At 66.3% G+C, this 25,050-nt stretch carries 28 protein-coding genes and 1 tRNA gene; 12 read left to right on the plus strand and 17 right to left on the minus strand.

All coding sequences use genetic code 11. From position 1 onward, the window contains the following. Window positions 1–12: 12 nt before the first annotated feature. The gene (locus tag ACFXKA_RS14735) at window positions 13–936 is read left to right on the plus strand and encodes a zinc-binding dehydrogenase (protein WP_379427592.1); all 924 of its coding nucleotides are present in this window, start codon (window positions 13–15) and stop codon (window positions 934–936) included. 6 nt (window positions 937–942) lie between these two features. Here the strand turns inward: ACFXKA_RS14735 and ACFXKA_RS14740 are convergent, their stop codons facing one another. Next, window positions 943–1,689 (minus strand): SDR family NAD(P)-dependent oxidoreductase, encoded by a 747-nt coding sequence (locus ACFXKA_RS14740; RefSeq protein ID WP_379427593.1) that lies wholly within the window; start codon window positions 1,687–1,689, stop codon window positions 943–945. A 203-nt stretch (window positions 1,690–1,892) separates the two neighbouring features. On the opposite strand from ACFXKA_RS14740, the gene ACFXKA_RS14745 reads away from it, so the two are divergent. The 7 genes from ACFXKA_RS14745 to ACFXKA_RS14775 all read left to right on the plus strand — a co-directional run bounded on the left by ACFXKA_RS14745 (window position 1,893) and on the right by ACFXKA_RS14775 (window position 7,688). Next, window positions 1,893–3,188 carry a beta-ketoacyl-[acyl-carrier-protein] synthase family protein gene (locus tag ACFXKA_RS14745; protein WP_379427594.1) on the plus strand — a complete coding sequence of 432 codons (1,296 nt, stop codon included), beginning with the start codon at window positions 1,893–1,895 and terminating at the stop codon, window positions 3,186–3,188. Then, the gene (locus tag ACFXKA_RS14750; protein ID WP_354838066.1) at window positions 3,185–4,411 is read left to right on the plus strand and encodes a ketosynthase chain-length factor; all 1,227 of its coding nucleotides are present in this window, start codon (window positions 3,185–3,187) and stop codon (window positions 4,409–4,411) included. Before ACFXKA_RS14745 ends, ACFXKA_RS14750 begins: the two co-directional genes overlap by 4 nt. A gap of 64 nt (window positions 4,412–4,475) precedes the next feature. Beyond that, window positions 4,476–4,769: an acyl carrier protein gene (locus ACFXKA_RS14755; RefSeq protein WP_379427595.1), complete on the plus strand. Its 294-nt coding sequence runs from the start codon at window positions 4,476–4,478 to the stop codon at window positions 4,767–4,769. Then, complete coding sequence (locus tag ACFXKA_RS14760; RefSeq protein WP_354838062.1) at window positions 4,766–5,539, plus strand: SDR family NAD(P)-dependent oxidoreductase; 774 nt, start codon at window positions 4,766–4,768, stop codon at window positions 5,537–5,539. The genes ACFXKA_RS14755 and ACFXKA_RS14760 overlap by 4 nt, the downstream gene beginning before the upstream one ends. A gap of 28 nt (window positions 5,540–5,567) precedes the next feature. Beyond that, complete coding sequence (locus ACFXKA_RS14765; protein WP_379427596.1) at window positions 5,568–6,521, plus strand: aromatase/cyclase; 954 nt, start codon at window positions 5,568–5,570, stop codon at window positions 6,519–6,521. Next, the gene (locus ACFXKA_RS14770; RefSeq protein ID WP_379427597.1) at window positions 6,508–6,954 is read left to right on the plus strand and encodes a nuclear transport factor 2 family protein; all 447 of its coding nucleotides are present in this window, start codon (window positions 6,508–6,510) and stop codon (window positions 6,952–6,954) included. Before ACFXKA_RS14765 ends, ACFXKA_RS14770 begins: the two co-directional genes overlap by 14 nt. Window positions 6,955–6,959: 5 nt before the next feature. Continuing rightward, window positions 6,960–7,688 (plus strand): hypothetical protein, encoded by a 729-nt coding sequence (locus ACFXKA_RS14775; protein ID WP_379427653.1) that lies wholly within the window; start codon window positions 6,960–6,962, stop codon window positions 7,686–7,688. A gap of 181 nt (window positions 7,689–7,869) precedes the next feature. Here ACFXKA_RS14775 and mdlC read toward each other — a convergent pair whose 3' ends face one another. The 11 genes from mdlC to ACFXKA_RS14830 form a co-directional block, all read right to left on the minus strand. Next, a complete protein-coding gene (gene mdlC, locus ACFXKA_RS14780; RefSeq protein ID WP_379427598.1) occupies window positions 7,870–9,480 on the minus strand; it encodes a benzoylformate decarboxylase in 1,611 nt (536 codons plus the stop codon). A 68-nt stretch (window positions 9,481–9,548) separates the two neighbouring features. After that, on the minus strand, window positions 9,549–10,079 hold the full coding sequence (locus ACFXKA_RS14785) for a cupin domain-containing protein (RefSeq protein WP_354838054.1): 531 nt from the start codon (window positions 10,077–10,079) through the stop codon (window positions 9,549–9,551). A 49-nt stretch (window positions 10,080–10,128) separates the two neighbouring features. Continuing rightward, on the minus strand, window positions 10,129–10,578 hold the full coding sequence (locus ACFXKA_RS14790; protein WP_379427599.1) for an ester cyclase: 450 nt from the start codon (window positions 10,576–10,578) through the stop codon (window positions 10,129–10,131). 327 nt (window positions 10,579–10,905) lie between these two features. Then, on the minus strand, window positions 10,906–11,631 hold the full coding sequence (locus tag ACFXKA_RS14795; protein WP_354838050.1) for a DJ-1/PfpI family protein: 726 nt from the start codon (window positions 11,629–11,631) through the stop codon (window positions 10,906–10,908). Window positions 11,632–11,671: 40 nt separating this feature from the next. After that, window positions 11,672–11,812 (minus strand): hypothetical protein, encoded by a 141-nt coding sequence (locus ACFXKA_RS14800; RefSeq protein ID WP_379427600.1) that lies wholly within the window; start codon window positions 11,810–11,812, stop codon window positions 11,672–11,674. 295 nt (window positions 11,813–12,107) lie between these two features. Next, complete coding sequence (locus tag ACFXKA_RS14805) at window positions 12,108–12,776, minus strand: alpha/beta fold hydrolase (RefSeq protein WP_379427654.1); 669 nt, start codon at window positions 12,774–12,776, stop codon at window positions 12,108–12,110. A gap of 6 nt (window positions 12,777–12,782) precedes the next feature. After that, complete coding sequence (locus ACFXKA_RS14810; protein WP_379427601.1) at window positions 12,783–13,151, minus strand: YbjQ family protein; 369 nt, start codon at window positions 13,149–13,151, stop codon at window positions 12,783–12,785. A 180-nt stretch (window positions 13,152–13,331) separates the two neighbouring features. Beyond that, entirely contained in the window at window positions 13,332–14,243 is a 912-nt protein-coding gene (locus tag ACFXKA_RS14815; RefSeq protein ID WP_379427602.1) for an NAD(P)H-binding protein, read from the minus strand. A gap of 9 nt (window positions 14,244–14,252) precedes the next feature. After that, window positions 14,253–14,645, minus strand: a complete 393-nt coding sequence (locus ACFXKA_RS14820; protein ID WP_379427603.1) for a hypothetical protein — start codon at window positions 14,643–14,645, stop codon at window positions 14,253–14,255. Window positions 14,646–14,859: 214 nt separating this feature from the next. Beyond that, window positions 14,860–15,156 (minus strand): trypco2 family protein, encoded by a 297-nt coding sequence (locus tag ACFXKA_RS14825; protein ID WP_379427604.1) that lies wholly within the window; start codon window positions 15,154–15,156, stop codon window positions 14,860–14,862. A gap of 618 nt (window positions 15,157–15,774) precedes the next feature. Continuing rightward, window positions 15,775–16,305, minus strand: a complete 531-nt coding sequence (locus ACFXKA_RS14830; protein ID WP_379427605.1) for a hypothetical protein — start codon at window positions 16,303–16,305, stop codon at window positions 15,775–15,777. Between the two features lie 717 nt (window positions 16,306–17,022). Here ACFXKA_RS14830 and ACFXKA_RS14835 point away from each other — a divergent pair. After that, the gene (locus ACFXKA_RS14835) at window positions 17,023–17,499 is read left to right on the plus strand and encodes a hypothetical protein (protein WP_379427606.1); all 477 of its coding nucleotides are present in this window, start codon (window positions 17,023–17,025) and stop codon (window positions 17,497–17,499) included. Window positions 17,500–17,886: 387 nt separating this feature from the next. Here the strand turns inward: ACFXKA_RS14835 and ACFXKA_RS14840 are convergent. Then, a tRNA-Ile gene (locus ACFXKA_RS14840) sits at window positions 17,887–17,960 on the minus strand. A gap of 72 nt (window positions 17,961–18,032) precedes the next feature. Then, window positions 18,033–18,410 carry a DUF4234 domain-containing protein gene (locus ACFXKA_RS14845; protein ID WP_354838028.1) on the minus strand — a complete coding sequence of 126 codons (378 nt, stop codon included), beginning with the start codon at window positions 18,408–18,410 and terminating at the stop codon, window positions 18,033–18,035. 131 nt (window positions 18,411–18,541) lie between these two features. Here ACFXKA_RS14845 and ACFXKA_RS14850 point away from each other — a divergent pair, with 131 nt between their 5' ends. The 3 genes from ACFXKA_RS14850 (at window position 18,542) to ACFXKA_RS14860 (ending at window position 20,759) form a co-directional block, all read left to right on the plus strand. Then, a complete protein-coding gene (locus ACFXKA_RS14850; RefSeq protein ID WP_354838026.1) occupies window positions 18,542–18,970 on the plus strand; it encodes a nitroreductase family deazaflavin-dependent oxidoreductase in 429 nt (142 codons plus the stop codon). A gap of 191 nt (window positions 18,971–19,161) precedes the next feature. Then, on the plus strand, window positions 19,162–20,208 hold the full coding sequence (locus tag ACFXKA_RS14855; RefSeq protein ID WP_379427607.1) for a TerC/Alx family metal homeostasis membrane protein: 1,047 nt from the start codon (window positions 19,162–19,164) through the stop codon (window positions 20,206–20,208). A 65-nt stretch (window positions 20,209–20,273) separates the two neighbouring features. Continuing rightward, on the plus strand, window positions 20,274–20,759 hold the full coding sequence (locus ACFXKA_RS14860; protein ID WP_354838022.1) for a hypothetical protein: 486 nt from the start codon (window positions 20,274–20,276) through the stop codon (window positions 20,757–20,759). Window positions 20,760–21,210: 451 nt separating this feature from the next. Here the strand turns inward: ACFXKA_RS14860 and ACFXKA_RS14865 are convergent, their stop codons facing one another. The 3 genes from ACFXKA_RS14865 to ACFXKA_RS14875 are packed head-to-tail and all read right to left on the minus strand — an operon-like array spanning window position 21,211 to window position 25,015. Further along, complete coding sequence (locus ACFXKA_RS14865) at window positions 21,211–22,980, minus strand: SDR family oxidoreductase (protein WP_354838500.1); 1,770 nt, start codon at window positions 22,978–22,980, stop codon at window positions 21,211–21,213. 23 nt (window positions 22,981–23,003) lie between these two features. Then, entirely contained in the window at window positions 23,004–24,113 is a 1,110-nt protein-coding gene (locus ACFXKA_RS14870; RefSeq protein WP_379427608.1) for a PDR/VanB family oxidoreductase, read from the minus strand. Next, complete coding sequence (locus ACFXKA_RS14875; RefSeq protein WP_354838018.1) at window positions 24,110–25,015, minus strand: metal-dependent hydrolase; 906 nt, start codon at window positions 25,013–25,015, stop codon at window positions 24,110–24,112. The genes ACFXKA_RS14870 and ACFXKA_RS14875 overlap by 4 nt, the downstream gene beginning before the upstream one ends. Between the last annotated feature and the right edge of the window lie 35 nt (window positions 25,016–25,050).

The raw sequence follows: 25,050 nt of genomic DNA on the forward strand, positions 1-25,050 counted from the left end.
GACGGGTGTGCGATGAGAGCGGTAGTGACCACCGGCGACCGGCAGAGGCCGACGCGGCTGATCGAGGTCGGCGAGCCGACGCCGGAGCCCGGTGAGGTGCTGGTCCGGGTGCGGGCCATCGGGATCAACCGGGGTGAGCTGACCCGGGCGGAGCGACTTCCGGCGGGGTCCCGGCTCGGCTGGGACATTCTCGGCACGATCGAGGACGCCGGCGCGGACGGGCCGGCGCACTCGCGGGCCGTCGTCGCGCTCGCGCGCGGCGACGGGTGGGCCGATCGGGTCGCCGTGCCGCGCCGCGACGTCGCGGTCATCGACGACCCCGGCACGGCCGTCGATCTCGCCGCGCTGCCCGTGGCCGGGTTGACGGCGCTCGCGGCCATCCGGCGGGCCGGGCCGATCATCGGCAGGACGGTGCTGGTCACCGGAACGAGTGGCGGCGTCGGCGGGGTGCTGGCGCAACTCGCGCACACTGCCGGGGCCGAGGTGCTGTCGGTCCGGCACCGGTTCACCGGCACCGGTCTCGAAATCACCGGTGCCGGGCTCGATGTCGTCTCTCCGGAAGGCGAACCGGCCGCACCGAGGCCGGTCGACGTCGTGTTCGACAGTGTCGGCGGACCGACGCTGCAGGCGGCTTTCGAGCTGCTGAAACCGCGAGGTGTGCTGGTGAGTTTCGGCAATACCGTCCGCGCGCCGCTCGAGCTGCCGGTCGATTGGGGACATCGGCGGCCCGGGGTGAGTCTGAGCTACGTGAACCTGTTCGACGAGCTCGATGCCGGGATCGGAGCCGCCGACGACCTGCTCTGGCTCGGACGGCGCTGGGCCGCAGGGGATTTGAGCCTCGCCGTGAACCGGACCGGGCCGCTGGACACGCTCGACGACACGCTGTCCGCACTCCGGGAGCGGACCTTTCACGGCAAGGCGGTTCTGCACTGGTAGCAGGCGTCAGAACGCGAGGCCGCCGTTCACCTCGAGCACATGGCCGTTGACGTAGTCCGAGTCCGGACCCGCAAGGAACCGGGCCGCATCGGCGATCTCCTGGGCCCGCCCCGGCCTACCCGCCGCGATGGTCGGTAGGTACCGGCCCCACACCGGTGGATTCGCGATGAGATCGCGGCCCATCCCCTCGTCGACGAAACCGGGAGACAGGGCGTTCACCGAGATGGATTGCGGCGCAAGCTCTATCGCCGCGATGCGGACCAGGGCCTCGATGGCCGCCTTGCTGATCGAGTACGCGCCCGCGCCGGGCGCGATCCGCTGCGCCAGGGCCGACGACAGGGCGATGAACCGGGCGGACGCGGAGTCGGCCAGATAGGGCACCGCGGCCTGCAGGGTGAGAAACGTTCCGACGACATTGGTTTCGAGCACCGTGGTGAAATTCGCCGGCGGCGTGACCGCCAAGGGCCCGGGGCGGCTCACGCCGGCGTTCGCGAACACCACATCGACACCGCCGAGCCTGCTGCCGGCCTCGGCGAAGACCGCCGCCAGCTGCACGGCGTCGGTGACATCCGCAGTCACGGCGCTCCCGGCGGGATGCTCCTGAATCCACTGTGTCGCAGTCGATTCCCTGCCGACGATCATTACGCGCGCGCCGTGGCGGAGCAGATCCTCGGCCACCACGCGGCCCAGCCCGCGGCCACCGCCGGTGATCACGATGCGGCGTTCGGCCAGACCATTCGGCTGCACAGTCATTACTTCTCCTCCAGGTGGACAGTCGCCGCTCGACTGTGCCCACACCCGCCCGGCAACCGCCTACAGGATCGCTGGAGCAACCGATTCCAGTGGTCCTCCAGTATTCGTCGGCGTCGCCTCCAGCAGCCGATGCGAGTGTCGACGCCACTGACACGAAGTCGTGGCGATCGCCGGCAGTTGTTCCGAACTCGAAAGGATGGAACATGGCATACGTTGGGGCGCAAGCAAAGACAACAGAGGCGCACGGACCGCGCCGGGTCGCGATCACGGGAATCGGCGTACTGGCTCCCGGAGCGGTCGGCACCGGCCAGTTCTGGGACCTGCTCACCGCGGGCCGCACCGCCACCCGCCGGATCAGCTCGTTCGACACCGGCGGCTACCGGTCCCGGATCGCGGGCGAGATCGACTTCCGGCCCTACGACCACGGATTGAGCCGGCGCGAGGAGCGGGCCTGGGATCGGGTCACCCAGTTCGCGGTCACCACCGCCCGGGAAGCTTTGCAGGACAGTGGATTCGATCTCCACACAGTGGACCCCGCGCGGATCGGCATCAGCATCGGCAGCGCGGTCGGGTGCACGACGGGCCTGGAACGCGAGTACTCCCTGGTCAGCGATCAGGGCCGGGAATGGCTGGTGGACCCGGCCTGGGCTGTGGCGCAGCTCTTCGACTACCTGGTGCCCAGTTCCATTGCCGCGGAACTGGCTTGGACGATCGGCGCCGAAGGACCCACCTCGGTGGTCTCCACCGGTTGCACGTCCGGGCTGGACGCGGTCGGCCACGGCGCCGATCTGATCCGCGAGGGCGCCGCCGATATCGTCGTGACCGGCGCCAGCGAGGCCCCGATCTCACCGATCACGGTGGCCTGCTTCGATGCCATCAAGGCCACCAGCCCCAACAACGACGACCCGGAACACGCGTCGCGTCCGTTCGACCGGGATCGGGACGGCTTCGTCCTCGGCGAGGGTTCCGCGACCCTGATCCTCGAGGACTGGGACCGGGCCCGCGCCCGAGGCGCGCACATCTACGCCGAGTTCGCCGGATTCGCCACGCGCGGCAATGCCTTTCACATGACCGGCCTGCGGCCCGACGGAGTGGAGATGGCCGAGGCCATCGGCGCCGCGCTGAACCAGGCCCGGGTGAACCCCACCGCGGTCGATTACGTCAACGCCCACGGCTCCGGAACCAAACAGAACGATCTGCACGAGACCGCCGCGGTGAAAAGGGCGCTGGCCGACCATGCCCGGCGCGTTCCCATGAGCTCCATCAAGTCCATGATCGGGCACTCGCTCGGCGCTGTCGGCTCCCTCGAACTGGCCGCCTCGGCGCTGGCCATCGACACCGACGTCATCCCGCCGACCGCCAACCTGCACAACCCGGGCCCCGGCTGCGATCTCGACTACGTGCCGCTGACCGCGCGCGGCCAGCGCACCGACACCGTGCTGAGCGTCGGCAGCGGATTCGGCGGATTCCAGAGTGCCGCAGTGCTGGTCGCGCCATGACCGGACTCGCGGCCACGGTGGATCCCGCCGTCACCGGCATCGGCGTTCACGCGCCGACCGGAGTCACCGTGGCGGACTACTGGCGCAACACCCTCGCGGGGCGCTCGGCGATCGACCGGATCACCCGTTTCGATCCCAGTCCGTACACCGCCACCCTGGCCGGGGAGATTCGCGACTTCGACCCCTCGCCGCTGTCCGGCCGCCTGCTTCCGCAAACCGACATTTCCACCCGGCACGCCCTGGTGTCCTCCGACGCCGCGCTGCGTGACGCCGGCATCACCCCGGACGACCGGGACGACTTCGAACTCGGAGTGGTCACCGCCAGCACCAGCGGCGGCTTCGAGTTCGGGCAGAAGGAGCTGCAGAAACTATGGGCCCAGGGCAGTCGCCATGTCAGCGGGTATCAGTCTTTCGCCTGGTTCTACGCCGTGAACACCGGGCAGCTCGCGATCAGGCACGGCGCGCGCGGACCCTCGAGTGTCGTGGTGGCCGACCAGGCGGGCAGCCTCGACGCGGTCGGTAAGGCGCGCCGGCTGGTGCGCGCGGGCACCCCGCTGGTGCTCACCGGCGGTTTCGATTCCGTGCTCTCGCCGTGGGGCTGGCTGGCCACGCTCGCCGGGGGAAATGTCAGCACGAGCACCGACCCGAAACGGGCCTACCAGCCATTCGCCGACACCGCCGAGGGTTTCGTACCCGGCGAAGGCGGCGCCTTGACCGTCCTCGAACATCCGGACCGGGCACGCGACCGCGGCGCGCGCGTCTACGCCCACATCAGCGGGTATGCCAGCGGATTCGATCCGCGGCCCGGCTCGCCGCGGCCACCGGCGTTGGCCCGGATCATCCGGGCCGCGCTCGCCGACGCCCGCGCCGCGCCCGGGGAGATCGGGGTGGTGTTCGCCGACGCGGCCGGAGTCCGCGAACAGGACGATCACGAAATCGCCGCGCTCGACACGGTATTCGGCGCGCACCGGGTCCCGGTGACCGCACCCAAGACCGGGACCGGGCGACTGTTCGCGGGCGGCGGGGCGCTCGATATCGCCGCGGCCGCCCTCACGCTGGACAGCCGCACCATCCCGCCCACCCCCGGCCTCGAGCACTATCCCTGTCCCACCCGCCTGGACCTGGTCCGGGAGCCGCGTGAGCTGACCACGCCGGCCGCGCTCGTGCTCGCCCGCGGTGGGCGCGGATTCACCTCGGCGGTGGTCCTGCGCGGCGTCCGATGAAAATGCCACTCCCCCAACAGCACCCGACCGAGAAGGGAAGCACATGGTGTCTGCCAACCCAGCCGTGACCACCGATCAGCTGCGCGAGGTACTGCAGCGGGTCGCCGGCGAAGACGAGACCATCGACCTGAGCGGAGACATCACCGATCGCTCATTCGAGGACCTGGGATACGACTCCCTCGCGGTCCTGGAATTGTCCAACCAGATCGAAATCCGTTACGGGATAAAGCTTCTCGACAGTTCGGTGGTCGACGCCGTGACCGTTCGAGATTTTCTCGAGCTGGTCAATACCACCCTCGCGGAGGGCGCCGGCCAGGACGCCGGTGCCTCCGATCCATCCTCAGGAGCACTCGCATGAGCAAGCACGCCATTGTCACCGGCGCCACCAGTGGAATCGGCCTCGAGATCGCCCGCACGCTGGGCCTGGCCGGATATCAGGTCTTCATCAACGCCCGCGATGCGGAGAGGGTCAAGAGCACGGTCGAGGAGCTGAGCGCCGAAGGCATCACCATCGACGGCATCGCCGCCGATGTCCGATCGACCGACGACGTGCGGGCCTTCGTCGCGGCGGCGGTCGCGCGGTTCGGACCGGTCACGGTGCTGGTCAACAACGCGGGCCGTAACGGCGGCGGCGTCACCCGGGACATCGACGACTCGCTGTGGCAGGACGTGCTCGACATCAACCTGACCGGAACCTTCCGGGTGACGCGAGAAGTGTTGTCGCACGGAGGAATTCTCGACGCCCAGGACGGCCGCATCATCAATATCGCGTCGACCGGCGGGAAGCAGGGCGTGGTGCTCGGCGCACCCTATTCGGCGTCGAAGCATGGCGTCATCGGATTCACCAAGGCGCTCGGACTGGAACTGGCCAAGACCGGGGTGACGGTCAACGCCGTCTGCCCCGGATACGTCGAAACCCCACTGGCCGAACGGGTCCGGCGCGGCTACGCCGAGGTGTGGAACACCACCGAGGCCGCCGTGCTCGAGAAGTTCGAGGCCAAGATCCCGCTGGGACGGTATTCGACTCCGCTGGAGGTCGCGGGACTGGTCGGCTATCTCACCACGCCCGCCGCCGCGCCGATCACCGCGCAGGCCATCAATGTCTGCGGCGGACTGGGCAACTACTGAGCCACCGACAGATTGGGAGGTGGCTCGGATGAGCCTCCATCACACCGAACACGCCATCACGATCGCGGCGCCGGCCCAGGCCGTGCACGACGCGTTGCGGTCGGTCGTCAACTGGCCCGACATCTTTCCGCCGACAATCCACGCTGAGACCCTCGAGCACGACGCCTCCGGCGATCACATCCGGCTGTGGGCCACCGCGAACGAGTCGCTGAAGACCTGGACCTCACGCCGCACCTTCGACCCCGAACAGCGCCGGATCACCTTCCGGCAGGTGGTCTCCGCTCCCCCGGTCGCCTCCATGAGCGGGGAATGGGTGGTGCAGGAGATCGACGCCGACACCAGCCGAGTGCTGTTGCTGCACAGCTTCTCTCCCGACGACAGCGCGGGGGCCCGGGAATGGATCGAGGCCGCGGTCGACACCAACTCGACCCGGGAACTCGAATCGCTCAAGTCCGCGGCGGAGGCGCTGGCCCGGCGACCCGAGGCCACCGTCACCTTCGCGGACTCGCTGTGGATCGACGCCGAACCGGCGCGGGTCCGGGAATTCATCGACCGCGCCGACCTGTGGGCGGAGCGACTCGCCCACGTCGACGCCGTCACCCTCACCGAACCGGTACCCGGACACCAGTTTCTGAGCCTGGACACCCGGACACCGGAGGGGGACGTCCACACCACCGCCTCGTGGCGCGTGGTCCTCGACTCCGGCGACATCGTCTACAAGCAGACGCGGCTGCCCGCGCTGCTCTCCCTACACCGCGGTCGCTGGAGTTTCGCACCGCGCGACGGGGGGACGCTCGCGACCTCCGAGCACACCGTCGCCCTCATCACCGAGGCGATCCCCGCGATCCTCGGCACGGGCAAGACCCTCGCCGATGCCACGGTCTTCATTCGAAACGCCCTGGGCCGCAATTCCCTGTCCACCCTCGAGAACGCGAAGAAATGGGCCGAATCCACCGAACGGGGCTCCGATGTCCGACGCTGACCGCACCCGCCAGCTCTATGTCGACCTCCAGCAGTTCTATGCCGCGCACCTGCGCCTGCTCGACGACGGGCGCGTCGACGAATGGGCGGCCGAGTTCGAACCCGACGGGCTGTTGATCCATCCGCAGCGGGCCGCCATCCACACGGGGCGGGCCGAGATCGCCGACGGGCTACGCCGCACCGCGGAGCGACTCCGCGCCGCGGGCCTCGTGCGCCGCCATTGGCTGGGCAACCTGACCATCGAAGATGACGGCGCGGCAACAGGAACCATCCGCACCCGCTTCTACTCCCTGGTCGTCGAAGCCGGCCCCGGGCAGTCCCCGCGGCTGCACCTGAGCACCGATATCCGCGATCACCTCGTTCCGCACCGTGCCACGTGGCTGGTCCGCGAACGCAGCATCACCCACGACCCCATCCTCACCACTCCGAATTGAAAGTCATTCTCTTGCACAAGAACATCGGCCTCGCCCTGCTCACGGCCACCGCCCTGACCGCCCTACCCGCCACCGCACACGCCGAATCCGATACCGCGCCTGCCGACTCCGGCACCACCGGCCGAGTCGACTACACCGCGGTCCGCACCGACAGCGCGCTGACCATCACGACCGACGCCGGCTCCCTGGTGAACGACCACGGCACCTTCAAGATCGAAGCCGCCGACGGCACTACCCTCGCGGGCACCGAATTGTCCTTCCGCGTAGACGATTTCGTCTTTCCCATCACCGCCGATATCACAAACCGCACCGCCGTCCTCACCCCCCGCTTCGACCTCGACCACGCAACCTACCAACCCGTTGCCCTCCCCTACGAGAACCAGGCCCCCTGGAAGAACGAATACGACCGCGAACAAGCCGCCTGGGCCCGCCTCGGCACCACCCTCGTCACCGGCGCCGCCATCGGCACCCTGGTAGGCGGCCTGGGCGGCGCCGCCGTCGGCTGCCTCCTGGGCGGCGCAGCAGGCGCGGCCGCCGCCTCCGCCACCATCATCGGCCTCTTCGGCCCCTTCCTCCCCGCCGCCGCCGTCGGCTGCATCGGCGGCATCGCCGCCATCGCCCCCCTCGGCACCGTAGCCGGCCAACTCCTCATCACCGCCCCGGTAGCCATCCTCGCGGCCGCCCAATACTTCACCACCATCAACCAGCCCTTCACCCCACCGGCCACCAAATAGACCCAAACCACAAAGGAGCCGCAGGTCCCCGACCTGCGGCTCCTCTGATCATGGGCCTGCTCCGACCAATGTGGTGCCGACGTTGACAACCCTCGAGCGAGTTGCCGCCGCTCTCGATGCCGAGTTGTCGGTGTCCCTGGCCGCGTAGCCGCTGCGCGCTACGCCGCACTTCCATGATCGCTCAGAGTGCGGCCTTCTCGGGTTGGGTGGTCACCACGATGACCGTGGTGGTGCTGGATTCGAGCGCGAGCCGGAACTCCTTTTCGAGGTCTGCGGCGGAGGTGACGTCGACGGAATGGCAGCCCAATCCTCGTGCCACGGAGGCGATATCGAGACCCGGGAGGTCGAGTCCGGGGACACCCGGTGTCTGTTCCAGAGCGGCAAAGGATTTGAGGATGGAGTACTCGTGGTTGCGCATCACGACGTACACGATCGGCACATTGTGTTGTACTGCGGTCCACAGCGATTGGACCGAGTACTGGAACGAGCCGTCCCCGATCAGACCGATCACCGGGCGCGTGACACCACGGTCGCGGTCACCCAGTGCGACACCTACCGCAGCCGGTGCGGCCCAGCCGATACCACCACTGGCCGTGGCGAACATCGAGTCCGGCTCCACAGCCGGCAGCCAGTTGGCGTGCTGGGTCATGGTCGAGGTGGACTCGTTGACGAAGACGGCGTGTTCGGGACGGACTTCGCTGAGAGCCGCGTAGACCTCGGCAGGCGTGAGCGTCCCGTTCGACGTTTCCGGCAGCCTCCGGTCGCGCGGCATGGGCTTGGGCACCTCACGGCCGGCGCCGTCGCCCACCAGTTCGGTGAGGAGCTCGATCGACAGCCGGGCATCGCCCAGGAGGCTGTCCCCGACACGGGCGGCCGCGGCAATCCCCGGATCGTCGGTGATCTGCAGCAACTCGGTTCCGGCGGGCAGGATGTCGCCGGGTACGTAGGGGTAGTAGCGGAAGACCTCGGCCCCGATCACCACGACGAGATCGTGTCCGGCCAGCCGTTCGCCGATGGCCTTGACCGACATACCGACCGAACCCTGGAACAACGGGTGGTCCTCGGGGAAGGAGGCACGATCCGGAAGCGGAGGGCTGTACACCGAGGCCCGCAACTTCTCCGCCAGCGCGACGCCGGCGTCCCACCCTCGGGCCCGGTCCACGTCGGGCCCGAGGATCAGAGCCGGCCGCCGACTCACCGTGATGCGCTCGGCGAAGCGCCGCAGACGCTCCGGATCGGGTGCGTAGGTCGTGCTGACATCCCGCAGTACCGCGGGCCCTTCCAGTGGCTGGTTCCAGTCGTCGAGCGGGATCGACAAGAACACAGGTCCGGCAGGCGGCTGCACTGCCATCGCATAGGCACGCATGAACGCTTCGGGCACGGCCTCGGCGCGTGCGGGCTCATAGGACCACTTCACCCACGGCCTCGGCATCGCCACCGCGTCGCGGTTACTCAGGTACGGGTCGCCGATCAACAACTCGCGGTGCTGCTGACCGGCCACGACGATCAGCGGCGTGTGTCCGTGATAGGCCGCGACCAGGTTGCCGATACTGTTGCCCAGCCCCGCCGAAGAATGCAGGTTCACCAACGCAGGACGCCGCGTGGTCTGGGCGAAGCCGTCCGCCATGGCGATGACAGACGCTTCCTGCAACCCCAGAACGTAGGTGAAATCATCGGGGAAGTTCTTGAGAAATGTCTCCTCCGTCGAACCCGGATTACCGAAGATCGTTGTCAGGCGCAGCGACCTCAGCAAATCGTAGGTGACGCTCTGTACGGACGACTTCGTGGTCATGATGATCCATCAGCCCCTTTCTCCAGTGGACACCGGCAATCGAGCGTGCTATCCATGCGGGCGCGGGATCAACGGACGAAGAATTTCGCCCAGGGATCGTCGGCTCGTGCGGTCCAGTAGTTGCTGAACAGGAACTGTGCAGCCGCGATGTCTTCTGGCGCCGGCTCTTCAGTTCTCGGGGGGAGCTCACGCTTCGGCGCCGGTCTCGCGAGCCCCTTGATCACTTGCTCGAAACCGGCCGGGGTATAGCCGTTGAGCACGCGGCAGACATCGCTCGTGACATTGAAGCTGTGCACGGTGCCCCGAGGAATCCACAGCGAGTCGCCATCTTGCCCCGACGACGTCTCGCCCTCGAGTTCGAAGTCGACGGTGCCGTCGAGGACGTAAAACCACTCGTCGACATTGTGCACGTGCTTGGTATGTGCGCCGGAGTCTTTCGGCATCCACTGCTCGGTGACCGAAAACATGCCCCCGGTTTGATGGGCCTCCAGCAGCGGAATCCACAGCAGATCGAGCATCCAGAACGCCGGTGCGTCTCTTCCGCTGCTCGAGAGGGCGGGAAGTTGTGCCTCGAAGAACGAGGGTGTGGTGGGGGTCATCGGCCTGCCTTCCAGGAGGTGGAGTCAAACCACACGGACGGGAGCGAAGTCAGCTATCCGCGGTACCGGCTTCGTCGGCGGGGGCCGTCAGCGGTGCCTCGCCCTGCCCGATCTGCCTCATCAACGCGTCCATGTCGGTGTAGTCCCAGACCTCGGCGAATTTGCCGTCTTCGAGGTGATAAAGAGTGAACTCCGAAATAGCCACCCGACGACCGGACGCCTCAATTCCCCGGAATGTCCCCCGATGGGTACCGGTTACTGTGAAGTGCACCGCAATATAGTCGCCGTCAACGACGAGGTGGCGCATCTCCCAATGCCAATCAGGAAATCCGGAGACAAGAGGCGAGAATTGCGCCGTAACAGCGGCTGGATCCATAGGGATGTCATCGACTTTGATGGTCGGCGTATAAAACGACGCCATACTCTCAAAATCGTGCTCATTACAGTACCCGAGATAAGACAGGTACAGGGATCGGTGTTCGTTATCCTGGGTCACCATATGCTCGCCGCCTCACGTGGTCGACTCACTTACCCTCGCAAGCATCCTAGCCTCGATAGTTCTTACGGGTGTGACTAGTCGCCCCATGTCAGCGGGCGACTGCCGGGTTCCACGAGATTCTGCCGAAGCTTGTTCTCTACCAGCAGTTTTCACAACCACCGTTCAATCAGAGCATTTGACAAATACGCATCAATGCCGTTCGCATTGCCTGAACACACCTAGACGCGAAATCCATTGTCGTGTCAAGGATTTCGCGTCTCGTCTTTCCGAATCCGAATTGAACCCCCACCAGGACAGGGAGGGGTCAACGGGTGGATCGAGATTGGGTCATCGGGTCCAGATCGGCCCGCGTGCCTCGTATTCCAGGATCTCCTCGACGCGGGTCGCGGTTTCGGCGCCAAGCTCGCGGCGCACCAGCCAGAGGGCCAGGTCGATCCCCGAGGTTATGCCGCCCGCTGTCACCAGATCGCCGTCGTCGACGACGCGTGCCTTCGTAAGGACGCCACCTTGTTGTTTCAGTGTGTCGAAAGCACCGTGATGGGTCGTACAGGGGCGGCCGTTGATCAGCCCGGCTGCGCCCAAAAGCATTGCGCCGGTACACAATGAGCTGATCGTCAGTCCGGCGCGGGGCGCGGCTGCCAGAGCTTCGGGTAGGACGCCACGATTGATCTCGGCCCAGACGCCCGGCGCGTCGCGGTGCGTGTAGCCGCCGCCGGGTACGACGAGCACATCGGCGTTCTGGGGCGCCCACGGTTCGGTGACTTGCACGACAGTGCCGTAGGAAGCGCGGATCGTTCCGGGTTGACCGGTAGTCACGTACCGCAGGTCCACGCCGCGCTCGGCGAGCATGGCGGCCAGCGAGAACACCTCGAAGGGTCCGATGAAATCCTGTTCTTCGACACCGTCGAACATGACGATATGGACGCGGAGAGGCCCGGCTGGGCCTTGTCCGTCCGCCTTCGCTTCTGGTGCGCCGATCCTGGGCGAGGTGGTTGCGAACGTGGCGGCACCGCCGGCAGCCATCAGCGCTCGCAACACGACTCGTCGTTCCAATTCCCTTCTCCTCCAGTCCTACTCATCCCCGAGGGGGTTGTCAGTGCGTGCGATCCAAGGCAGGGGCGGGTGGGCGCCTCGGTGCGCCGATCATGCGGGCGGTCGTGGCAATGACCAGTAGGAAGGTGAGAATGACGGCGGCGGTGCGGATGTCGTGGTCGGTGTCGAAGCGGTGCAGCATGGACAGGTAGTCGGCGGGCGGATTGCTCGGGTTCCACGAGCGAACCTCTTTGTTGTAGAGACGTTTCCGAACTGCGCGTGTATCCCGGTGCGCCCCACGGCATTTTCGGCGCATACCGCACCGCGCCGGAAACCGATCTGCTCGCCTTCCTCAACAGCTGACCCAACCCCCGCCGTGGTAGGGGCGATGTTTCACAGTCGCGAGACCTGGTAATGACCGATAGCCCAGCACGAGATCCTCGGCGAGGTGGCGGGTCTCGAGGATTCGATACTCGGGCGCCAGTGACCGCCACCGCTCAAACGGAGAGGAACGACCGGATGGCTTGGGCTATGTCGTGCGCGTGGGTTTCGAGGGCGAAGTGGCCGGTGTCGTAGAAGTGAATCTGGGCCTCGGGGAGATCGCGTCGGAAAGCCTCGGCGCCGGCAGGGAGGAAGAAGGGATCGTTCTTGCCCCACACTGCGAGGAGTCGGGGCGTGTAGGTACGGAAGTAGGACTGGAATTCGGGGTAGCGGGCAACGTTGTCGCTGTAGTCGAGGAACAGGTCCAGTTGCACGTCGTCGGCGCCGGGGCGGGCCAGGTAGTGGTTGTCGAGGGCGATGCCGTCGGGGGAAACCAGGGCATCGTCGGATACGCCGTGGGTGTACTGCCAGCGGGTGGTTTCCGGTGCGAGGAACTGCCGCAGCGCTTGGCGATTGGCGTCCGAGGGGTCCTCCCAATAGGCGCGGATCGGGTTCCAGCCCTCGCTCAACCCTTCAGCGTAGGCGTTGCCGTTCTGGGAGACGATGGCGGTGATGCGGTCGGGATGTTTGACGGCGAGCCGGAATCCGGTCGGGGCGCCGTAGTCGAAGACGTACATCGCGTACCGGTCGAAGCCCACCACTTCGGTGAAGCGGTCGACGTCCTTTTCGTCGGGCTCGTCGAAGTCGGTGCGGTCCGAACGGTTGACGAACCCGCCGTTGGAGATGGCCGGTTATCGCTTCCGGATTTTGACCGCGGTGCCGTACGCGCAAATCTCCTGGCCGCCGTCGCCGAAGTCATTGGCGTCGAAGCGCATTGCGAGAACGGCGTGTGCACCGCGTTGCTGAGCGCTGTCGATCAGCCTGTCCCTGGCTTCGATCCGGCTGTCGTAGAGCATCTTCGTCATGCCTTTGAGCTCGCCACCGAACATCGACTTGATGCCGGCTCCAATCTGCGACCCCAGGTGCCGACTGCGTACCGTCAGGCCGACGACATCACCGAGCACCTCGACCACCTCATAGCCCGGCAGATCGTTCATCGTGCTGATGATCATGCTGTTTGTGCCGGTGCTTCCACGGTTATCAAACTCATTGATGGACACGGACATCCCTTCATCGATGTGCTTACCCCTCGATCGTCACCGATCCGAGCTGGCTTCCACATCACTCACGGGTCGCGAAACAAGTCGTCCTACGGTCGCTGTCCCCCTACGACTCCGGACTCACATCCGACCCTGAGATTCACCCAGACATCGGATCGACCGCACGGTACCTGGCGTCCTTCATGAGAACAGTTCCGTGTGTTCGGCTATGTACTGCCCAACCGTGGATGGCGGCTGTCCCGTGATCTTCTCGACGTCGTCGGTGGCTCGGTCGTAGCGTCCGGCGCGGTGTAGCAGTGCCAGTGTGGTCAAATGCTGCTCGACGTGCGCGGGCAGACCTCGGGGTTCGAGGACCTCCCGGACCCAGGTTTCATGGGGAATGTCGGTACCGCGAATCTGCCGGTGAAGTCCCAGGGTGTACTCGGCGGCCAGGCCATCGATGTCCAAACGCGCCGGGCCGGTCAATTCGTAGACGTCGCCGATGCGGTGGGTGGGATCCACGAGCACTGCCGTAATCGTGCGGGCCACGTCGCTGGTAGCTATCGGTGATGTACGACCCGTTCCGAAAGGCAGGGCCAACAGGTTTCGCTCTCGCAGCGACGGTGCCGCGAGTCCGGTGAATATCGGATTGTCCAGAAACACCGTCGGCCTGATGTGCACGACCGGGACACCCGACCAGTTCAAGACATGCTCGGCGAGGTAATGCAGTCGATGTTGACGAGACTCCCCCACACTGGTCAGCGTCATTTGAGAAACAGTCATCTGGGACATGTTCACGACCACCTCGAGACGGCCGTACTCCAACGCGGCATCGCAGACGACTACCGTTGCCTGCAGGTAGTCCGGAGAGACACCCATCGAAAAGAACATGCGATCGGCACCGGCCATCGCATCCACGACATCTCGTGGATCGGTCAAATCTCCGACCACGACATCAGCGCCGAGTGCGCGTAACGGCTCAGCTCGAGCGTCGTCGCGGTGCACCAATGCGCGAACGCGATCCCCGCGTTCCCGCAATTGCTCGATCACCTGCCGGCTCACGCCACCGGTGCCACCACCCGCCCCGGTGATCAGGTACAAGGGCGCATTCATACCCGCTCCTCACGGTGTGTTTTCCCAGTGCTTGGCAAGGGGTGTGCCGGCGAACCTCTCGAGCATCACGCGGGACAACAGCAGCAATGAGCTGCGTGGACGGTGGTTCACCACGAGACGCTGGGCCTTTCCGGCGGCGTTGAAGGTGACCAGAACGATGACATGAATCGGTACGCCGCGTACAGATGAGGTGTAGTCCTCGAGGAAACTGTTCTCGCCACACGGGCCGGCGTAGTGAAAGTCTTGGAACTCGTATATTTCGCGGGCGGCGACCACGACTTCATGGACGGCCTCTGCGCCTTCGATGACGCCGTCCCACGCGGCGCCTTCCCCGGTTACGTCGTCGGCCAGGTTGTCCAGCCACGCTGGATAATACGGCTTCCCCATATACGTCGATGTCATGCCGCGCCTCCCGTGAAATCCGGCAGCGAGCCGGCTCGCCGACACGCGCCGACAATGTGTGACCAACGACCATCGACCACCCGGTACGGCTGCGGCGAGGAGGAGTGAGCGACTCCCGAGTTCTCGCTACCCCAGTGACCGCCGGGAGACCGTGAATCGTAGGGAAATGTCAGGTTTCCTTGGACTTCACCGGGCCGACGGTCCCCTGGGACGGCTATGCACCGCTGCCGGTCTCGAAGACGTACCCCTTCGGATCGCCTGCGGCGGCGGGCTTGAATTTCGCGCTGACCCTATGCGTCTGCGCCGAGGAGATCCCGCCGCCGATGGCGACGACATACGCCTTGATGCCCGCCTCGCCTTCGTCTTTCACGGCGATGTTCAGCTCGATGGCGCATTCGTCGAGCGTCAACTTGGATCCGTCACCCGAGCCCGCTTGGGCCGCGGTCAGCTCGGACTTGAGATAACGGATCATGTCCGAAAGTTCGATTCTGCCATCGGCTGGAATGGTCATGCCGCAATGCCTCTCGCTTGACGGATATTTCCCAAGCCAGTTCCAGGGTCGAACCCAAGAGTATTTGACCGCTGCCCCGACGTGCCTCGAGACGCGCCGGATCCGGATCGGTTTCGCCACCACCCCCTACTTCAGGCTCATGCCCGCCATCATGGCCGCCGGGCGGCAGTCGGGCCACGGCGGCGGTGGGCATGTCCTGTTGTCGCGCAGGGTTTCTCACTTCCCGGGCGGGCCCGCTGGCGGGTCTGCCGGGAGCAGGGCGTCGGTGAGCCCGCCCGCGGCGGCCAGCGAGGATCACGGGCTGCGGTGGGTCAGCCCGGGATACAGTTGCGATGAGGTCGATTCGGTGTTCGACCACCGGACCTGTATCGAGGGCAGGCCGACACGCTCGTTCATCGCACTGCCCCGGTCCGGTGGGTCGCTCGCTCAATCAGCGGGAATGGTAGCCCTATACCCGTGCGCCACAGCAGATTTCATCGCCGCCGATGAACCTACAGCGGGCCCGCCGTCAACGAACGTGTCACCAGGTGCAGGCTGCTTCCAAAGGTGGCCCCAGCCGCAGGGCGGCCGGGCAGGCTTGGGGGTGACTTTTCGCAGATCTGGACCTCACGCCCCGTATCAGAATCCGGCGCTACCGGAGCTGAGGAGATTCGAGCTGCCGGATCCGCTGCTGTCATGGCAACTGGACTGTGTCGGCGGTTGCGGGGTGCCGGACCCCGGCGGCGCGGCGACCACGGTCACCGTGATGGACGAGGAACCTCGTTGGTTCACGGTGATCTTGTGGGTTCCGGCGGTGGTCGGAACCCAGAGGACATCCGCGAAGAGGTGGCCGGGGTCGGTGTCCGACGGCGCGATAGCGCCCGCGACACATTGTCCGTTGTCGTAGAAGGACACGAAGGCGTTGTCCCCGTTGACGTTGGGCGTGATCGGCGAGTCGAGCATGTAGGTCTGGCCGACGACATACGACGGCGGTATGACGCAAGGCGGTCCCGGGTACGACGAGGACGTCGGGTCCGACGTGCATTGGTAGACCTGGACCGGCCCGATGGCGGAGGCTGTGGGCGCGGACAACGCGGCGATGGTCGCTGTCAGCGCCAAAGTGGTTGCGCCCCAACCGATGCGGCGGATAGATCGAGTTTCGGCGTGCATTGGTGGACTCCTTTTCCACCCCTTCGTTCGGGGTCGACAGAACATAACTTTCACCAACTATGAAATTCGCCCACTTCAAAAAACCCCTGTGGCCCCAACTTTCTTGGGCGATATTTCCGGGGTCAGCTCTTCGGGTGGAGGCTTCGCTCTCGGGCGAAGGTCTCGCGGTGATGCGGCCTCTTCCAGAATCAAGCCCACCTGGTGACCGTCGGTCGACCCCGCCGTGCTCGACGCCGACTCGAATCTGAACGCACACGTGGTCGCATTCATGCGCTGGCTCGTGCGCGAGACCGACGAGCTGCCGATTCGGCCGGCGGCGCCAACCTCATGGGATGGCCCAGCAAAGTTCCGGCGTGGGAACCGAGCAGAACCAGCGGACCGGCCGACACTGGACATACTGCCAACGAACCAGTGCAACTCGAAGTACCGCGCCGCTCTCGAACAGGTGCGGTCGCACGCCTGGTGACTCATGCAACTTCTCCCAAGCCCCCCGCGCTCCCGGATCGAGGCATCATGGCGACCGAAGAATCTCGACCTCACCCCTCAGACCACACTGTCTCCCAACAGGTGCCTGAACCGCCGAACTCACCTTCACGCACACTCCAGCAGGAGCTCCAAGTCGCCTCACGCAACGGACGTAACGCGTTGACGGTCGCAGTCCTGGCCGCTGTGGCAGCCCTGTTGTCGTCCGGAGTTTCTGCATGGTCCTCCATGCACGTGAGCAGCACCCAGATAGACCGGCAAGAAAGGCTCGCACGTGAGCAGACGATAAGGGCGGACCGATTACGCGCTTATACGGACTTCGGCACCGCCTATATGGACCTCGGACTGAAATTAGGCGAGCTCAGAGGGGTCCTGGGACGCCCTGCGAACAACGACACGCTCCAAGGCGTCGAGACGAAAGTGCAAGATTCGCTTGTGCCATATCAGCACAGCTTGGCCATGCTGTATATCGTCATGAGCTCCTCCACGAATAAAAAGCTCAATGGAATCAACGCCGCAATGAGCGCGCTGTGGGAAGGCCCGGACTCCTTGGCTCCGACCTTCAACTACGCCAGCACCCATCAGATCGCGACTGATGAGAACTGGCCTCGCCTTGCCAACGCCGGCATTGCCGCGATCGATAAATTCGTGAACGATACCGCTATCGACAATTTCGTCGAGGCCGCGCGAAAAGACCTAGGATCCGGCTAGACAGCCAGCTGTGCCTGTCGATCACAACGGATGCCGGGCACGCAACTGGCCCCAAATCGATTCGATAGTGGTGATTTGAAGAACTGTTGGAGACTCCGGTACTGGCTGCGCGCGTATCGCGGCGACAGCGGCTCGCCGGTCCGCCGGTTCGTTCGCGCAGCAACGTCTCGACGTACCCACCGACGTGGTCGCGAGTGATGGCAGGCGCTTCGATCGGAAGTGCTTCGGAGAGTAGATGATCGGCGAAGTGCCCGATGTGCAGCAGGTACACATCGATCGTCTTCTTGGCTCGGCTCTTCCGCCTCCCATAATCTATTCGTGGAAGAGCGCTGTTCTAGATTGAAACCTCTCCAGAAAGAGCAAAACCCCCTGCTCAGAGGGGGTTTGTGGGGCGGGCGGGGCTCGAACCCGCGACCAATGGATTATGAGTCCACGGCTCTAACCGACTGAGCTACCGCCCCCGACCGCTTCAGATCACTGCGGGCTCCGCGAGATGCTACCGCCTCGGGAGGGTCGATGCCCAGTTGGACTCGCTATGCGGCGTAGCGGTCGGCGATCTTGTTGAGTTCGAGCTGGTAGTAGAGGATGCCGAGGCCGAGGATCAGGTTCAGGACGAAGCCGAGGAGGGGGTTGCAGGTGCCGTCGAGGCCGGCGGCTTCCTGGGATTGGCGGATTCGGGTGCCGGTGCGCCAGAAGCTGATGATGGCGGCGATGCCGGTCCAGGAGAGGAAGAGCATGACCAGGAGGGGGCCCGCGACCGGGGCCTCGGGGTCGCGGCGGAGTTCGGCCATCTCCTTGTGGATCTTGTAGTACCAGACGAAGAAGTAGATGCCGAGGGTGATGAGCGGCCAGACCAGCCACACCAGCACCGGGTTGCGGGGCTTGATCGGCGTGGCGAGAGCGGTGGTCATGGATGAATCCTTTTGTCGTCGTGCAGTTTTCGTAATCCCGGGTGAGCCGGCTCGGGAAACGTATCCACAAGATCGTGACCGGATCGTGAAGCGTTAATCTGGGGCAGTCCACGACCGCAGGGAGGATCACGATGGCGAGTCTGTTCGCGAACGTGCTGAAGGCACATCAGTGGATCTACGAGAACAGCAACGGCCTGGTCGGCCACAAGCTGCTGTTCGGGAACCCGACGCTGCTGCTGCGCACGGTCGGCCGCAAGACCGGCCAGGAGCGCACCAACGCGCTCACCTACGCGCAGGACGGCAAGGACTACCTGGTTACCGCGTCCAATGGCGGGTCGCCCAGGCCGCCGGGCTGGCTGGCCAATGTGAAGGCCAAGGCGGACTGTGACATTCAGATCGGCACCAAGCGGATTCCGGTCACCGCACAGGCCACCTATCCGGACGATCCGGAGTACGCGCGCCGCTTCCAGCTCGTCGACAAGGTGAACCAGGGCCGCTACACCCAGTATCAGACGATGACCTCGCGGCCGATCGCCGTGGTGGTGCTCACACCGCGCTGACACCAGCACGGGGTGGACCTCGCGGGTAAGGGTCGACTATCCTTCCTGACCTGAGGGGAGTACTTCCCGAGAATCACTCCGGTCAGTACGGGCCGCGCCGACGCGTCCCCCGGATGGTTGCCTGCGACTGTGGCATTCGAAGACGCAGGTGAAGGAGACCTCGGCTGGTTTACCCTGCCCGAGGAGGTCCCATGAGTCCTACCCTGTCCGTTCTCGCGAGTTCCACCACCATCCACAGCGTCGGGACGCCCTGGCTGTGGGGCGGGACGATCGCCGCGGTGCTGGCGCTGCTGATCCTCGATTTCGCGCTCACCCGCCGCCCGCACGAGGTGTCGATGCGCGAGGCCATCGCCTGGACCGTCTTCTACATCGCCCTGCCGATCGCCTTCGGCGTGTTCCTGTGGTTCAACAACGGCGGCACCCCGGCCGTGGAGTTCTTCACCGGCTACCTGCTGGAGAAGTCGCTGTCGGTGGACAACCTGTTCATCTTCATGCTGCTGCTGTCCGCCTTCGCGGTCCCGGCGGCGCTGGCGCAGCGGGTGCTGCTGTACGGCATCGCGGGCGCGCTGGTGCTGCGCGGCATCTTCATCGCGCTCGGTGCGGCCGCCCTGGCCACCCTGGACTGGGCGTTCCTGCTGTTCGGCATGATCCTGCTGGTGACCGCGGTGAAGCTGCTGGCCGACGCGGCCGGCGGGCACGAGCAGGACCTCGATGTCGCCACCATGAAGTCGGTGCGCCTGCTGCGCCGCATCTGGCCGGTCACCGACGACTACCGCGGCACCAAGATGGTGGTCCGCGAGGCGGATCCCGCCCAGCCCGGTAAGTTCCGCCGGGCCCTGACCCCGCTGGCGCTGGTGGTCGGCGCGGTCATGGCCACCGATATCGTCTTCGCCGTCGACTCGGTGCCCGCGGTGTACGGCGTCACCGGCGACCCGTTCCTGGTGTTCGCCACCAACGCCTTCGCGCTACTCGGTTTGCGCGCACTGTATTTCGTCCTGCACGCCGCGCTCTCCCGCCTGGTGCACCTGGCCTACGGCCTGGCCGCCATCCTCGCCTTCATCGGCGTGAAGCTGGTCCTGCACTGGGCGCACGGCATCTGGAGCGGTGTTCCCCAGATCCCCACGGCCGCCTCGCTACTGGTGATCGTGGTGGTGCTCGCGACGGTCACCTTCACCAGCCTCCGCTCCACCCGCGGCGACAGGGGACACACTGAGGAGACCGCGGTCGACGTGCAGTGAACCGCGCGGCAGGGACCGGCGAATATCGCTCGCGAACCGCGCCGGTGCCGACGTAGCGTGAAACCATGCTGCTGCACCGTTCCCGGCCGCCTCGGCTCGAGCAGGTCAATCGCGCCGTGGATGCGCTGGAACTTCCCGAGGCGGTGTTCAAGACCTGTCCGTGGCAGCCGCGCGAGCTGGTGGAAACCGGTCTGCGGCAATGGTTGCGCTGTTGTGGAGCGGCGATGCGTGACGATCGGGTGATCGGTATGCCCTCGCATGCGGTGGACGAGGCTTGGCACGGGCTCATCCTGTGCACCAAGCGGTATGCGCGGTTGTGCGACAGTGCGTACGGCCGGTTTCTGCATCACTTCCCCGACGGCGAGGGCACGGGTTCGGGTGACCCGATGGCGGAGCAGTTGGGGCGCACGGTGGTCGCGTGGTCGTTCGTGGCGCGACCGGGCGAGAAATGCGTGCTGTGGGACCTGGATACCGTTGTGGGAGTGGACCATCCGTGGGGCATCCCATCGGAGCGGGTCCACTCCATCGAGACGGCGCTACGGGCGGGCTGACCGCCGCTCGGGCCGGCGTCGCGGCGGTCGGCTAATTGCCGCCACCGCCGCCGCAACCACCGCCGCCACAGCCGCTACCGCCGCCGCAACCGCTGTGCCCACCGCCGCACCCATGACCGTGGCCGTGGCCGCCGCCCCCGTCGGACCATCCGCCGCCGTCGCTCGAACCGCCGCCCCAGTCGCCTCCCGCCGAGCCGTATCCCCAACTCCGGCTGCGACTTCCACGGCGGCGATCGCGCTCGCCCCGGGTGGCGACAACCGTCACGATAACCAGAGCGATCACAACGGCAACTACGATAATTCCGCCAACCATCGTCGGCCTCCTCCCCCACCTCACGGCCCCTCCGACCGCGGGATATAGCCGAAAACTACGCCGGGGAGAATCGGTCCGACAAACCCATTTTCTGGGGGGCTCACCGCTGGTGTGAGCTCCCGCGACAGTGGGTACTCGCTACGTCAGCTTCACCCGCGCCGCGAAGAAGCGGGCGACGGCCGGGGCGAAGCGGTTGAAGCGGTACTGGAGCCAGGCTTCGGGGGTGACCGGGACGACGTCGCGGCCCTGCTCGACGGCCTTGACGATCTGGGCGGCGACCTTCTCCGGGCCGTAGCGTCGGGCAGCGTAGAGCTTGTCGTAGCGCTGCTGCTTGGCGGCCTCTTCCTCGGCGGAGACACCCGAGAAGCGGGTTGTGGCAACGATATTGGTGTGCACGATGCCGGGGCAGATGGTGTGGACGCCGATGCCCTTGCCCGCCAGTTCGGCCCGCAGGCAGTCGGAGAACATGAAGACCGCCGACTTGGAGGTGGAGTAGGCAGCGAAACCGCGCTGGGGGGTGTAGGCGGCCATCGAGGACAGGTTGACGATACTGCCGCCGAGGCCACGGTCGGCCATGGCCTTGCCGAAGGCGCGGCAGCCGTTGATGACGCCGTGCAGGTTGATATTGAGGACCCGGTCGAATTCGGCTGCGGGAGTGTCGAAGAAGTCGCCCGCCGCGCCGACACCGGCATTGTTGATCAGGATGTCGGGCACACCGTGCGTGGCGATGACCGCGGCGGCGTGCTCGGCGACGGCTTCCTCGCTGGAGACGTCGAGCTGGTAGGCGTACGCGGTACCGCCCTCGGCGGCAATGAGATCCGCGGTCTCCTTGGCCGAGTCCACGTTGATGTCGGAGAGCACGACGTCCGCGCCCTTGCGGGCGAAGGCGAGCGCCGTCTCGCGCCCGATGCCGCTGCCGCCGCCGGTGATCACCAGCAGCTGGTGCTCGAAAGGCCGCTGCTCCCGGCCGACTTCGGCACGGCGCAGGGTACGCGGCGTTTCCCCGGTGCGCAGCGAGTCGATGAGCTCGACGGTGGAGGTGGCCAGCAGTTCCGGGTGCGAGAACGGCAGCCAGTGCCCGCCGCCGACCTCTCGCCGGTACAGGTTGGGCGCCCAGTCCTTGGTGTCGTCGTAGCCGGCCGGGCGCACCGCGACATCGCGGCGCGCGATGATCAGCTGCACCGGCACCTCGGTGCGGCGCTCGCGCGGATCGCCCAGGCGCTGCAGGATATTGGCGCGGTAGATGCGCATGCCGTCGAAGAAGTCGCGCCGGAATTCCGGTCCGAGCTTGATGTTCTCCGGCGAGGTCTCGTTCATCAGCCCGACGAAGCGCGACCACATCTTCTCGGTGCCCAGCGGCTTGAGCACCACCCGCGGCACACCCGGGGTCATGAACAGCCCGGTGTACATCGACGACAGCAGCTGGGTGAACGGCCCCCACACCTTGCCGCGCGACAGGCTCGACCGCACCCACGCGCCCAGGTGGTCCAGGTTGGGCCCGGACACCGAGGTGAACGAGGCGACCCGCCCGGCGGCCTGTGGCTCGCAGACGGCCTCCCACATCTCCACCGAACCCCAGTCGTGGGCCAGGATGTGCACGGGCGCGTCGGGACTCACCGCGTCGGCGACGGCGAAGAAGTCGGCCGCGAAGTGCTCGAGCCGGTAGTCCTCGGTGCGGTCGGTGCGGGTGGAACGACCGTGCCCGCGGGTGTCGTAGGTGACCACGTGGAAACGGTCGGCCAGCAACGGCACCACCCGGTCCCACAGGTGGTTGTCGTCGGGCCAGCCGTGCACCAGCACGATGGTCTCGGCGGAGGGCTCACCGTATTCGTAGACGGCGATATCGAATTCACCGCTGCGCACCAGGCGTTCGGCGGCGGGGATGACGGTGGGTTGATCGGTCACGATCTTCTCCTCGTTGAGAGACGGCGCTAGATGTCCAGCACCAAACGGTCCCCGCCGCAACGGGATACACAGATGAGCATGTCGCCGGCCGCGCGCTCGGCATCGGTGAGAACGGTGTCGCGATGGTCGACCTCGCCGGAGCGCACCCGCACCACACAGGTGCGGCAGAAGCCCTGCCGGCACGAATACGACGAGTCCGGGCGGGCCTTCAGCACTTCCCCGAGCACCGACCTGTCGGCGGGCACGTCGAGGACCTCGCCGGTGCGGGCCAGCTCCACCTGGAAGGCGGTGCCGTTCACCACGGGCGGCGGCGAGAAACGCTCGGAATACAGTTCCACGCCGGGCATTTCGCGCACGGCGTCGGCGATGAGCTGGGTCATCACGACCGGCCCGCAACAGTAGACGGAGGTGTCGGGACCGACGTCCGGCAGCAGCTGCGCGGCCGTGGGAATGCCGTGCTCGTCATCGGTGCGCACGGTCACCCGCGAGCCGAACGACTCCACCTCCGCCAGGAACGGAATGGTGTCGCGGGACCGCCCGGCGTACACCATGCTCCACTCCACGCCCAGCCGGTCGGCCATCCGGATCATCGGCAGGATCGGCGTGATGCCGATGCCGCCCGCCACGAAATGCACTCGCGCGGCGGAGGATCCGTACCCGGGCAGCACGAACGGGAAGGCATTGCGCGGCCCCCGCACGGTGACCGGGGTACCGACCGCCAGCCCCTCGTGCACCTCGAGCGAACCGCCGTTGCCGTCCGGAATGCGCCGCACCGCAACGCGATACGCGTGCCGGTCGGCCGGGTCGCCGCACAGCGAGTACTGCCGCACCTTTCCCGAGGGCAGTTCCAGATCCAGGTGCGCGCCCGGCCGCCACTCCGGAAGCTTGCCTCCGTCCGGCGCGGTCATCAGCAGGCTGATCACATCGGTGTCGTGCGCCTCCACCCGGCGCTCCACCACGACCAGCGGAATCCGCCAGTCGTCCACCCGTGCGTCCGGCTCACGCCGGTTCACGAAAGTGGTCCAGCGCAAACGGCTCTCGGCGATGAAATCCAGCACCCGCGTGGTGCGATCGGCACGACCCTTGCCGAACAGATCCTGCGGCGGCGCGACCGGGACGGGACGAACCGCGCTCACGAGGCCAGCGCCCGGGCGGCCGGGGACTGCGCCAGGTAGGCCACGGCCTGCGCGGTCGAGCCGACGGTCTCGGGGGTGTAGCCGGGCTTGAAGGTGGACAGCGCACTGATCAGCAGCGACGGGATCCCCGGAATCGACCCCCGCCACATGCCCGCGAAGATCCGCCCGATCAACATCGGGTAGCGGTGGTTGGGCAGCGTCGGATCGGCGTGCACCAGGAACTTGGTGCCGCGCAGGATGAGTGCGATGAAGATCGGGAACACCAGCAGCATGAGCGCACCGCGGCGCACGTAGCCGATCTCGAAGTACTCGGCCACGTCGTGGGCGACCATGCGGTGCTCGACCTCTTCGGCCCCGTGCCAGCGGAACAGGTCCAGCATCTGCGGATCGGTGTCGAACTGTTCGAGGTCGGCGTTGATGATCCAGTCGCCGAGGAAGGCGAAGAAGTGCTCCAGCGCGGCGATGACGCCGAGACGCTCGACCAGTTGCTGCTGCCGCGCCGCCTCACTGGCCGCCGCCTTCGGGCCCAGCGTCTTGCGGAACAGGAATTCCGTCTGCCGCACATAGGGTTCGATATCGATCCCGTGCGCGGACAGCACCTCCTCGAGCGCCCCGTTGTGACTCTCGGCGTGCATGGACTCCTGCCCGATGAAGCCGATCATGGCCTCCCGCAACTTCTCGTCCTTGACCAGTTCGAGGGCTTCGCCGAAGGTCACCAGGAACATGCGCTCGCCTTCGGGCAGCAGCATGCTCAGGGCATTGAGGAGGTGAGAGGCGATCGGTTCCTGCTTCATCCAGACCGGTTCGGTCCGGGACCAATCGAACTGCACATTCCGGGCATGCAGGGCTACCTCTCCGGGTTCGGTCACCGGTCGGCGGCCCAGCTTCGGAAGCAGCTTCATCGGTACTCCTGGTCTCGTATCGCGTTTGCTGCGTG

Source organism: Nocardia sp. NPDC059228 (assembly GCF_042754245.1).
Classification (GTDB): domain Bacteria; phylum Actinomycetota; class Actinomycetes; order Mycobacteriales; family Mycobacteriaceae; genus Nocardia.